This window comes from Methylacidiphilum caldifontis (assembly GCF_017310505.1).
GTDB lineage: Bacteria > Verrucomicrobiota > Verrucomicrobiia > Methylacidiphilales > Methylacidiphilaceae > Methylacidiphilum > Methylacidiphilum caldifontis.
Genome location: NZ_CP065957.1, coordinates 1,071,078 through 1,082,410, shown reverse-complemented (window position 1 = coordinate 1,082,410; position 11,333 = coordinate 1,071,078). Strand labels below are relative to the sequence as shown.

Annotated in this window: 9 protein-coding genes and 1 tRNA gene; 9 read left to right on the top strand and 1 reads right to left on the bottom strand. The window is 42.9% G+C overall.

Translation table 11 applies throughout. The features are described 5' to 3' along the window. Positions 1–92 precede the first annotated feature (92 nt). The 4 genes from IT6_RS05075 to IT6_RS05060 all read left to right on the top strand — a co-directional run bounded on the left by IT6_RS05075 (position 93) and on the right by IT6_RS05060 (position 6,951). Positions 93–1,757 carry an outer membrane beta-barrel protein gene (locus tag IT6_RS05075; protein WP_242524358.1) on the top strand — a complete coding sequence of 555 codons (1,665 nt, stop codon included), beginning with the start codon at positions 93–95 and terminating at the stop codon, positions 1,755–1,757. A 208-nt stretch (positions 1,758–1,965) separates the two neighbouring features. Further along, the gene (locus tag IT6_RS05070) at positions 1,966–3,603 is read left to right on the top strand and encodes an outer membrane beta-barrel protein (protein ID WP_242524357.1); all 1,638 of its coding nucleotides are present in this window, start codon (positions 1,966–1,968) and stop codon (positions 3,601–3,603) included. Positions 3,604–3,649: 46 nt separating this feature from the next. Further along, positions 3,650–5,290: an outer membrane beta-barrel protein gene (locus IT6_RS05065; RefSeq protein WP_206828323.1), complete on the top strand. Its 1,641-nt coding sequence runs from the start codon at positions 3,650–3,652 to the stop codon at positions 5,288–5,290. A 440-nt stretch (positions 5,291–5,730) separates the two neighbouring features. Next, positions 5,731–6,951, top strand: a complete 1,221-nt coding sequence (locus tag IT6_RS05060; protein ID WP_206828321.1) for an aspartate kinase — start codon at positions 5,731–5,733, stop codon at positions 6,949–6,951. Between the two features lie 3 nt (positions 6,952–6,954). On the opposite strand, the gene IT6_RS05055 is transcribed toward IT6_RS05060, so the two are convergent. Beyond that, positions 6,955–7,536: a tetratricopeptide repeat protein gene (locus IT6_RS05055; protein ID WP_134440327.1), complete on the bottom strand. Its 582-nt coding sequence runs from the start codon at positions 7,534–7,536 to the stop codon at positions 6,955–6,957. A 104-nt stretch (positions 7,537–7,640) separates the two neighbouring features. On the opposite strand from IT6_RS05055, the gene IT6_RS05050 reads away from it, so the two are divergent. The 5 genes from IT6_RS05050 to IT6_RS05030 all read left to right on the top strand — a co-directional run bounded on the left by IT6_RS05050 (position 7,641) and on the right by IT6_RS05030 (position 11,331). Beyond that, positions 7,641–7,712 (top strand) — tRNA-Thr (locus IT6_RS05050). A gap of 420 nt (positions 7,713–8,132) precedes the next feature. After that, positions 8,133–8,297 (top strand): hypothetical protein, encoded by a 165-nt coding sequence (locus IT6_RS05045; protein WP_206828318.1) that lies wholly within the window; start codon positions 8,133–8,135, stop codon positions 8,295–8,297. A gap of 711 nt (positions 8,298–9,008) precedes the next feature. Beyond that, positions 9,009–9,737 (top strand): tetratricopeptide repeat protein, encoded by a 729-nt coding sequence (locus tag IT6_RS05040; RefSeq protein WP_206828316.1) that lies wholly within the window; start codon positions 9,009–9,011, stop codon positions 9,735–9,737. Between the two features lie 363 nt (positions 9,738–10,100). Then, positions 10,101–10,928 (top strand): peptidylprolyl isomerase, encoded by an 828-nt coding sequence (locus IT6_RS05035; protein ID WP_206828314.1) that lies wholly within the window; start codon positions 10,101–10,103, stop codon positions 10,926–10,928. A 10-nt stretch (positions 10,929–10,938) separates the two neighbouring features. After that, entirely contained in the window at positions 10,939–11,331 is a 393-nt protein-coding gene (locus IT6_RS05030) for a hypothetical protein (RefSeq protein WP_206828312.1), read from the top strand. Positions 11,332–11,333: the final 2 nt, after the last annotated feature.

Genomic DNA, 11,333 nt, shown 5'->3' with positions numbered 1-11,333 from the left:
TTGCCTGAAAGATTTTATGAAGGGTTATATTGATCTTTCCCTGGAAAAACTCCTGGCGTTTGAGGAAAAAAAACTTGTTTAGTGCTTTAAGCATGAACAGCCGAGCGTGGACGACTCAAAACACCAAGGAAATAAAATTAAAACGAATAGAAATGGTGTTAGGCAGGCTTTTTTCTATGTTTGGATTGTTTTTATTCCTCCTCGGCATGGGAAAGGCAGCAGAAACAAATAAAACGGGGTTTTCTGCGCAGGATAGCGAGTCTCAGGACTTACCGGCTGTTGTAGGCAGTTCTGTGGACATAGAAAAACTTGAAAAAATCCTTGAAGAGGGCGGGATTGCCGTACCGCAACCGCAGCCCGTTATAAAGTTAAGCGGGTATGTTGATGCTAGCTACGATTATAATTATTTCAACGCACCCGCTTTGGGGAACCTCCCGCTTTTTCCCGCACAAAGATTAAATGGGCAAAGGATATTCTCTCCAGCTGTGCCCGTTGCTCCTTTGCGTTATGCTGATGATGGCATCCCTGGTGGAGGATTTAACTTAAATCAACTAAAAGTGGTCCTGGAAAAGGAGCTGAGCCAGGAAAATAAGTTTGATGGGGCTTTTCGTTTTGACCTGATGCTTGGACAGGATGCAGGACTGGGTGTACCCGATGCCGTTGAAGGCTTTGGAAACGCCAATTCGACTACCTTGGGATTCAACACCTCCACAATATTCGTTGAACAGGCTTACGCGGCTTTCCAGATTCCTGCAGGGGATGAGCACAGAGTAGAGATCCACTTAGGAAAATTTGAAGCTCCCGTTGGTTTTGAAGTCCTGGAAAGACCGGGGAATCTCAATTTCACCTATGGGTTATTTTTTAACAACGTTGAACCTTTCGTTCTTGTCGGCAGTCAAATTTACTATCAGATAAACCCATCATGGAGAGTGAGGGGAGGGCTTGTAAATGGTGGATTTAATACTTCCCGGGGAGGATTTCCTTATTTTGGATTTCTCGATAATACGATCAATAACCTGCCCGCTTATCTTGTAACCTTTAATCTGGATTATGCTTCGAAAGATAAAAAACTCCTTAATAATTTTGCCCTGCTTTACGGGTTTAATGGGACAAACCCTCCTGGTTTTGCAACTTCTCCTGCCCCAGCACTGAATTATCCTGGTGCTTATGCCAACGGGGACATTATTCCTGGTCCTTATAACAATAACGGGACTTACATGGAACTCAACGATTATGGAACTTGGGTTCCTTCTTTTGTGCCTGGAGAGCGGCTGATGTTTAGTTTTGAACTTGTGGGCGGCTTTTATAACCATGCCGTTGCACCTGGAGGGATACCCGCTTTAGGTCTTGCTCAGGAAGAACTGTTGGGGATATTTCCACCTTTTCCTTTTTCATTTGGTTACGATGGGCCTACCAACTGGTTTGGAGTAGGTCTATACCAAGTATACAAGCTTAATAATTTTTCCAGCTTGAACCTTCGGGAACAGTACCTCCAAGCAAGTTGGAATTCCTATCTTGAGGGGTTTATTTTTCCTGCCAATATTTGGGAAACAACGCTGACCCTTCGTTTCGACCTAGCTGATAACTTCATGGTACGCATGGAGTGGAGGGCGGATTGGGGAGATAACGTAGTGGGTTATTATCAACCTAACCTTCTTGTTAATCCTCAAAGTATAGGACTTAAAGGTAATGGACTTGTGGGTTCTTCTTCCGGTCCCATTTTCTTTAGCGCTATTGAAGTCGTCTTTAGCTATTAACTTTTTATTACTTTTTTGCTTATCTTAAAAATTTGCTTCAAGGCTACTCAAAAACAATTCTCCCCTATTAAATTGATCTCTTTTTAATTTCCAAAGCCTCTTTTTTGAGTGCATCCCTTTTCTTCTTTTTTCTATCCTGTGGCATAGAAGATGCTTTAGGCAAAAAAGCCAAAAAGATTTCTCTGATTCAACTCTAGGAAAAAGGAGTATGGGTATTAGAGCAAATCTCTATGGGCTAACATCTAAAAAGAGGAGGCAAGAAGTGTTTAGAATTAGCCGTTTTCTTTTATACGCGATTTTTCTTTGTATAGGTTTAGGAGGCTATTCTGGCTATTGCCAAGAAGAACAACCCCAGCCGCCACCTTCCAAAAAGAAGCACTCAAAGAAGACTTCTCAGGCTAATGTTTCTGAGGCCATTGAGGAGAAGGACAAGCAGATCGAGGAGTTGACAAAGAAACTTGAAGACCAAGGTATACCGGTGCAGGCGAACACCAAGGGGATAGTGCTCAGTGGCTATGTGGACGCTAGCTACACCTACAATTTCATCAATGCACCGGCTTTCAACAAGGTGCCAGGTTTTGTACCTCCACCGGGCTATGTAGGACCGACCAATACGGCAGGGTTTGCCCAGGGTTACCCGGCGATCCCGGGTAGGGAACCGGTGGATGCGATACCGGGGGGAGGGTTTAACATGAACGCCTTCAAGCTTGCCTTGGAAAAGCCGCTGACCGATGAAAACCGCTGGCAGGCAGGTTTTAGGGCTGATCTCATCGTGGGACAGGATGCGGTTGTTGGAGCTCCGGATGCGATCACGGGTCTTGGGGTGCCATCGAGTTCCTGGTATTCGTTTAACACTTCAAGTTTTTGGCTTGAGCAGGCTTACGTGATATTTCGGGCACCGGTGGGCAACGGGTTGGACATAAAGATTGGGAAGTTTGTGGATCCAGCCGGTTACGAAGTGGTGGAGCGGCCGGTGAACCTTGATTTTACCTATGGACTGTTGTTTGCCAATCTTTTGCCGACGACGCTAACGGGGATGCAAGCGATCTACCGGTGGGATGACCAATGGACGAGCCGGTTTGGGATAGCCGATGGAGGATTTAATGTTTCCCGTGGGGGGATGGAATATTTTGGTTATCTCAACAACATGATCAATAACAACGATGCTTACCTTTTATTTTTGAACAGCCAGTGGGATGCGAAGGGGAAGAATGCGACGCTTAGTGCGACGTTGATGTATGGGTTTAACGGGGTAAATCCTCCGGGTTTTGGAGCCTCACCGATAGATGGGGTAGCGCAGCCTTATGGGATAGCGCAGGGGATAAGGGGAGAAGGGCCATTTAACCAGAACAATGCATTTTTTCTAGGGGATGTATGGGGATCGTGGGCGCCGAAGTTTGCGCATGATCGGCTGCTCTTGGGGTTTGAGTTTACGGGGGGATTTTACAACAACAACGTGACGGTAGTGCCGGCGGCTGTGAGTGGGTTGCCGCTGGACCTGTCCAGTGGACCATCGAACTGGTATGGGGCATCAGTGCACATGAAATACCAGATAACGGATATTATCAGCATAGCGCAAAGGATGGACTGGATGGAGTCGGGATGGAACTCGATTCTGGCTGGGCATAACGCACCGACTGACATATGGGCGTACACGGCGACGATGGCGTTTGATTTAGCGGATAACTTCATGATTAGGCTTGAGTACAGGATGGACTGGGGCAAAGGGGTGCTCGGCTATTACGGCTTTCCTTTCCAAAACCCCACGGGTAGCCCAACAGCTCTCCTAGGAACGTCGAATGGACCGGTTTATTTCGTCGGCTTGGAGTTTGTCTACAGCTTCTAAGCAGTCCCTCAATACCAAAAAGTCTCATACGAAAAGGAAAACGAGAATGAAGATGAGCATAAGAGCGGTTGGAGTGTTTATATTTTGTCTCTTATTAGGAGTATTTCCTGGAAGTTATGCGGGGGAAGTTGAAGGCGAGAAAGAAAGCGTGGAACCTTCATCCACGCAGAGTATAGAACTTCAAAATCCTGAAGCTTTGGGGTCATCCAAGGAAGTTGAAAATCTAAAGAAAATTCTTGAAGAAGAAGGCATTGCCGCGGTTCAAGCAAATAATCCAGGCATTAAATTAAGTGGGTATGTGGAGGCTAGCTATACCTATAATTTTATAGCAGCTCCCTCCTTCAACCAGATACCGGCAGTTTTTGCAAATCCCGCAACGAGTGGACTGCATGGTCCAGTTGCTGCACATCCTTTTGTTCCTTCATATCCGGCTCTTCCCTTGCGGTTTACCACCGATGGAATACCGGGAGGAGCGTTTAACTTCAATCAGCTCAAGGTGGCGTTAGAAAAACCACTTACTGATGAAAATAAATGGCAGGCTGGATTTAGGGTGGATATGATTTTTGGCCAGGACGCAGCCCTAGGTGAGCCCGATGCGGTAACAGGAATCGGCAATGCATTTAATTCTGGAATAGGCTTTAATTCGAGTGGCATATTTCTTGAACAGGCTTATGTCCAGTTCAAAGCTCCCATTGGCGATAAAAGTTTAGAAATTCATATCGGTCAGTTTGCCTCACCCATTGGATTGGAAGTCATGGAAAGACCTGCAAACTTTAACTTTTCTTATGGAATTCTTTTCAATAACTTCGAACCCTTCACTATGGTTGGGGGTGAAGTCTTCTACAAGTTCAATGATAATTGGACAACTCGTTGGGGAGTGACCAACGGGGGTTGGAACGTAGCTAGGGCCGGGTATCCTTATTTTGGCTATACCAATAACATGATCAATAGTGGAGAAGGAGTTGTGTTATTTAACATGTGGGATTACGTATCCAAGGATAAACTTTTTCTCAATACCTTTGGGTATGCGTTTGCTCCCAATGGAGTCAATCCTCCAGGGTTTGGAACGAGCCCCAATGGCAGTTATGTAGGAGCATATGACATTGGAGGAGACATCGTTCCTTCGGCTTACAATAATAATGGACTGTTTATGGAGTTTAACGATTTTGGGACTTGGATTCCGAAGTTTGTTAAAGACCAGAAGCTTGAGTTTGCCTATGAACTGGTCGGGGGGTTTTCTAATCGGATAGGTCCATCGGGGATTGCTCAACTGGGTGCAGCCCAACAAAATGCTCTACTTGTTTTTCCTGTGAATTATCCCTTATATGGGTTTGAAGGGTCGACTAGCTTTTTTGGTATTTCTATTTATCAGATCTACAAGTTTAACAAAGTTTTTAGCATGGCTTGGAGAGAGCAGTACGATCATGCGAACCGTAATCAGATTTTTTCAGATATGCTTTTCCCCATGGATATTTACAGTGTGACTGTGGATTGGCGGTTTGATTTGGCGGATAACTTTATGGTTCGAATTGAAAACCGGGCTGATTATGGCAAGGGGTTCATGAACTGGTATTATCCGGCAGCCGGGATATCACCCTCTGCTGTGGGACTGAACGGTAATGGGCTAGCTCAACCTTCAAGTGGTCCTTTTTGGTTTGTGGCTGTAGACGTTGTTTATAGCTATTAAAGATTCTATTTATGAAAAAATAAGAAAAGAGACTGCAAAAAGAAAAAAATTCCTTTAAAAAAAATTGAACGGATAGTCAGGAAGGATCGTTTAAAAAATAGAAAAGAATTTGTTTCCTCCTCCTCTAGGTTACAAGTTGATAAAGGGCAGCTAGGCTTGCTGCCCTTATTTATTTTAAAATGTAGCTCTTTCTGCAGGATATAAAAATTTTTGAACAAACTCAAAAATCACGGTGTATCAATATATGAATAACCTCTAAATGATCGTTTTCCTCCTCTGACGATTCCCGGCCGGGCGGCGCATGAAAATGTGCCGCCCTTTTTTTTTGTCTTTACAACAATTTTAGCGATCGATGCAATAGTTTTTAAGTCTTAATTTGCAATTTTTTTAACCTTTTGTTATATAAATGTTCTTTATAAAGAAAGGGAAAAGTAGAGGAAATGGCTCTCTTTGTTCAAAAATATGGAGGGACTTCTGTTGGGAGTGTTGAGCGGATAAAAAAAGTGGCACAACACATAGCTGAATTTTACCGTCAAGGCCATGACCTCGTGGTGGTTGTTTCAGCAATGTCAGGAGTAACGGATCAGCTTTTGAAACTAGCCTCTCAGCTCCATCCTGAACCTTCAGAAAGAGAAATTGATGTGCTCCTTTCTACCGGCGAACAGACCACCATAGCCCTTTTGTCGATCGCTCTTCATGCCCTGAAAATTCCCGCTGTTTCGTTGACGGGAGCTCAAGCCGGAATCATTACCGACGGTCGGCATACGAGGGCAAAAATCCTTAATATAAGTCCAAAAAAGATCAAGGAACTTTTAAGACTCCGTAACGTGGTGGTCGTAGCAGGTTTTCAAGGACAAAACGTCGAAGGGCATATAACTACCTTAGGCAGAGGTGGATCAGACCTGACCGCCATAGCCTTAGCCGCTGTTATTCATGCCCAATGCTGTCAGATCTACACGGATGTAGAAGGGGTGTTTACGGCTGATCCTCGGATTGTTCCTACGGCCAGAAAAATAAAGGAGATCAGCTATGATGAGCTATTGGAAATGGCCGCTTCAGGTTCGAAAGTGATGCAGGCTAGGTCGGTAGAATTTGCCAAAAAGTTTAAGGTGCCTTTTGAGGTGCGTTCGAGTTTTACGAATGCTGCCGGGACAATAGTGAAAGAAGAGGTGCATACGATGGAAAAAGTAGTTGTGAGAGCGGTTAGCTTGGAGCCTAACCAAGCCAAAGTCACTATTTTAGGTGTTCCCGATAAACCGGGTATTGCTGCCAAGGTATTCAGCAGGATTGCTGAAGCTGAGATTAACGTCGATATGATCGTTCAAAACATTTCCGATCATGGGTTAACCGATATTACTTTTACTGTGCACAAAGATTGGCTTAAAAAAGCCCTAGTTGCTCTTGAACCTATTGTTAGCGAAATTGGTGCCCGGGAGGTTCGGGCTACAGAGGGTATAGCCAAACTCTCCGTGGTGGGAATAGGGATGCGATCACATAGTGGGGTAGCTGCTCTTCTTTTTTCTGCACTAGCTGAAGCGGGTATAAACGTGCAAATGATTTCGACAAGCGAAATAAAAATTGCAGTGATCATCGATGAGGAAGTAGGAAAGAAGGCAGCACAGGTAGTCCATGACGCTTTTAAGCTAGATCAATTTGTTTGAGGATTAGGATGAGGGAATCATCTCGAGGAGCATCTGAGCCTGGTTGGCGAAAGGACTAGAGGAGTTGTGTGTAAGAAATTTTTCTAAAAGCTCTTTTGCTGGAGCGTATTCTTTTTTCTGGATTCGGATCTGGGCTATTCTCAATGTGGCTACTGTTTTATAAGAAGCGATGTCTTTTTTCTCTAAAATCTTCTGATACCAACCCAAGGCCTCTGTTATTTTCCCTTGGCTTTCCAGGCATTCTCCTACACCAAGCATAGCTCCTTGTTCCAAAGGATGGCCTGGAAAATGATCAAGAAAAAACTGAAAGTTTGATAAAGCTTCGGACACCGCTCCCTTTTCAAAAAATGTCCCTGCACACTGTAAAATCCAGACAGCCGATTGCTTATGAGAAAGATGCTCCTTGGCGATTTTAAGTTTTTCTTCTGTTGAGTTGGCTTGGTTGTAACTTAAAATAATTTTATCCCACTCAGCTTTAGAATGTTCGACAGTGAGCCGATAGGCCAAGAGTCCAAAAGAGAAAAGGAGAAATATACTAACCGTTCCAATGAGAATAAGGCTACCTGTAGAAATTTTACGGCTCATCTTTTCTTTAATGATAGGCTAAAGAAAAAAGAAGAAAATAATAAAAAAGAATTTTTATTTTTCTTCGAATAAAAATAACCTTTTATCAAATTTAAAGGATATATGCCGCTTTAGCTCAGAGGTAGAGCAACGCTTTCGTAAAGCGTGGGTCGTGGGTTCGAATCCCACAAGCGGCTAAAGAGAAAAAAAGCCAATATTGTAGCCTCCGTTCATCATCCTCCTCTTGGAGTTTAAAAAAAAGAAAATAATGCCCTAGACATACATAACAAGGCAATAACGGGGCAAGCTTGCGTGTACAAATGAATGAAAGGTTAGCTGTTAATATCTGCAATCAAAATGATCAGTAAAAAAAGGAATGATGAACAATATCTTTCTTCAAGCAAGGCTACAGGACACAGTATAGGAAGAAAGCAGAAGAAATCAAAATGTCTTTGATAAGATGGGATCAATTTTAGGAAAATGGTCTTACAAAAGAGCCGAGTACCGTTTTTCTTCTGGATGGATCCTAAAGATCTTAAAAAAAATTACACAAGTATCCAAGCTTTATCCCCAAGACTATTATACCCCTCAAAGGATCAAATTAGGCTCCGGGACAAGTGGCCGAAGATTTTTTTGTTGCTCAAAAGTGGAAGCAAGTTTTGATTAGTGAACTGGGTAACATTGGGTTAGGGAATGGAGCTAGCTTTTCAGCCATCAAAGAAATCTTTCGGCTGTTAGGAGTTAGTCCTTTTCCTTCCAGTAATGCTGGCTGCAATGACTGAATACAGGTTTTTAGCTGCTCGGGCTTTAAAAGGAAAAGTTTTTGAGCTAGGCTATTGAACTTGGATTTTTTCTTTTTTATGGCTAGCTTGGGTAGTTCTCAAGCCAATAAATCCAGCTTCAGTGGCAGTAAAATAAGGCCAAAACATTTTACACCGGTACCCTGTTTTGATTGGCCAACAAGGCTTTAATTATATCCCAAGCAACCGGGCATAAAAGAAGTTTGTAACTGTTTGATGACCCAAGGAGCTGAGTATGAGTTCCTAGCCCAAAGCCATTAAACGCAAAAAAAACTCTAAAAGGGTATCATGTCAGTTTCTTAGATAAATCTTGTATGGCTACGGGGTATTCCCCTGGAAGGTATTTTTCTTTCCTGGTTCTGGAAAAGAGCTGATCGCGATCTTCATCAAGGAATAAAGAAGAAAAAAAAATGATTTTTTAGGAGTTCCCAATCGAGATAGATATAGAAAGTAACGATAGAAGAACCAAAAAATTGGGTTGGAGATAGGCAGCCGATCTTTATTTAAATTTAGCTTTTTTTGATCCATGCTTTAGAAAGAAAAGTAACTATCTTTTGTTTTGGTTTTCTTACCCTCTAAATTGTAACCTAAAAAAGAGATAAAATTTCTTTTTCTATAAAAGAAAAAAAAGCTCTTTTGGGCAAATGCTTTTCTATCGTATATTACCTTCCCTTTTTATTATTGGACTTATTCATGAAAAAACAGGGGTTGTTTTCTTTTTTTATCTTTTTTGTTTTTTTTTCCTTGTCGGTCCTTCAAGCTCAACCACCAAGGGCAAGCGGTCCCTTAAAGTCGGAACCCGCTTTGAGCCCTTCTTCTTATCCAGCTGATAAAATAAGCCTCGCCAAGCTTTTAATCCTACGGGCAAAGGAACAGATCGAAGAAAAACAGTGGAAAAAAGCCTATTTATTATTGAAAAGAGCCCAAAGCCTACAACCTAAAAACGGAGAAGTTTACAAGCTTTTGGCAGATAGCTACATCCTCTGCCAAAACCACCGCAAAGCCCTTCTGGCTTACCGTCAAGCGGTAAAGTTAGAACCTACCAATCCCGATTTTTGGATGGCTTTGGGTCTTGAAGAAGAACACCTGAACATGACTAAAAAAGCTCTCGAAAGCTTCAAAGAAGCCACTTTACTTAGGCCTACAGCCCAGTCCTGGTATCATCTGGGGATAGCTTACATGACTTTAAACCGCTATAACGAAGCGCTCTATCCCTTGGAAAAAGCAAACCATCTTGATCCAGGCTTCATTGATGCCCGCCATAGCTTAGGACTTTGTTATGAGAAGTTAGGCAAAAAAGAAGCGGCTCATCAGGCTTTCAGCAAGGCTTATCTCTTAAACCCGACAAATGCGATCCTTCAGCAAAACCTCCTTAGAATTACCAATGCAGGCCCTCAAAATAAACCGAAGTCCAAGCCTTAAGTCTATTGCTGCAACCGCTCAAGTTCCAGGCTAAATGTTAAAGCAAAAAAAAGAGTGCCTCAAAAGAAAAGCCAGTTGACCCAGTGCGATGAATCGATTGGGGAAAGTTAAAAAAAGAGGATAAGAAAAAAGAAAAGGCCCCTTGCCTTAAGGAGATAAAAAAAAACCGGTGATGGCCTCTTGTAAGTCTTTAAGGTTGATTGTCTTCAAAGGGTAAGCAGCTTAATCTTATTGAGAGATGTTTAATCTTTCCAATCCAGGGTAAGAATGCTTAAAAGAAGCCAGGAAAGCTTTTTTACCCATGTTTTTTTGTTGCAATAACATTTTTTAAAGCTCATAATGAAATTCCCTCTAAATCTTACCATGAATTCAGTCCGGAAGTTTTCCTTTTTTATCTTTTTTTGGGTTCTTGGTCTTGCCGCTCTTTTTTCTCAATCGGGGGTAATGGAGGATGACCAGGTTCTTGCTTTGGTCAATGGGGTGGAAATCAGAAAATCTTACGTGCTTGCGGAGCTAAAAAAAGCGGGGATTACCAAGCCCGATAACCAGGCTATCCAAAATGCCCTCGTTAGCCTTGTCCAACAGGAAATTCTTTATCAAGAGGCCCTCAAGCTTGACCTGGAGAAAAGTAAGGAACTACTCAAAGCTCAAGAAGAATTTAACCGTAAAGCCCTAACCGAGCTGGTTGTACAGAAGAAAATCAAGGTTAAACCCCCTTCTGAAGGAGAGCTGCGGATGCGCTATGCCCAGCTTTTAAAAAACTTTCCCAAGGTAGAATATAAGCTAAGGCATATTGTGCTTCCCTCAAGGAGAAAAGCCCTTGAAATTATGGAGAGGTTAAAAAAAGGAGAGAATTTCTCTTTGTTGGCGATGGAATCCATAGAAAAACAGACCGCTGACCGGGGAGGGGAGTTGGGATGGCAGAACAGCATGAGCCTTGTACTTTCCGCGTATTCTTTAATCGAGAAACTTAAACCCGGTGAGGTGGGAGGCCCCATTCTTTCTTCGATGGGTTGGGACGTGATCCAGCTTCTTGCGGTTAGACCCATGAAAGTGCCCTCTTACGAGGAACTCAAACCGCAGTTAATTCAGCAGATCGAGCAGGAAAACTTAAAGAAATATGTCCAGGAACTGATCGCTGCAAGTCAAGTTCAGATTTTCCCCTTGAATGTTTCTTCTTCAACCCCATAATAACCCTTCCATGCGCTCTGTTTCTTATGGTTTTTGCATTTTCTTTCTTTTCTTTTTCTTGAGCTGTGCTCACCAGGAATCGGTCCGAGTCAAGAGATTGGGAAGCGAAACTTATAGCCCGAGCCGCTATGTAGAAATTTTAAATAAAGAGCCCAAAAGAAAGTATGTGAAGATTGCTGAAATGGATGTTCGAGGAGCTGAAAACAGCCCCAAGACTGAACTGGTTAGCGCTTTAAGCCAGAAAGCAAGAGAACTTGGAGCTGAAGCTTTGATCATAGAAGATCGCTCGGTTCCCATTGGCAATCCTTTTATCATCAATACTTCGGGGGGAATGTACGACGCTAACCTTAACCGCTACATTCCCGCCTACCATGCGGTAGCCATCCGGTATGTCGAAGAATAAGA

Coding starts and splice junctions, on each gene's coding strand:
- IT6_RS05035 (WP_206828314.1), top strand. CDS start 10,101: ATGAATTCAGTCCGGAAGTTTTCCTTTTTTATCTTTTTTTGGGTTCTT.
- IT6_RS05055 (WP_134440327.1), bottom strand. CDS start 7,536: ATGAGCCGTAAAATTTCTACAGGTAGCCTTATTCTCATTGGAACGGTT.
- IT6_RS05030 (WP_206828312.1), top strand. CDS start 10,939: ATGCGCTCTGTTTCTTATGGTTTTTGCATTTTCTTTCTTTTCTTTTTC.
- IT6_RS05065 (WP_206828323.1), top strand. CDS start 3,650: ATGAAGATGAGCATAAGAGCGGTTGGAGTGTTTATATTTTGTCTCTTA.
- IT6_RS05040 (WP_206828316.1), top strand. CDS start 9,009: ATGAAAAAACAGGGGTTGTTTTCTTTTTTTATCTTTTTTGTTTTTTTT.
- IT6_RS05075 (WP_242524358.1), top strand. CDS start 93: ATGAACAGCCGAGCGTGGACGACTCAAAACACCAAGGAAATAAAATTA.
- IT6_RS05070 (WP_242524357.1), top strand. CDS start 1,966: ATGGGTATTAGAGCAAATCTCTATGGGCTAACATCTAAAAAGAGGAGG.
- IT6_RS05060 (WP_206828321.1), top strand. CDS start 5,731: ATGGCTCTCTTTGTTCAAAAATATGGAGGGACTTCTGTTGGGAGTGTT.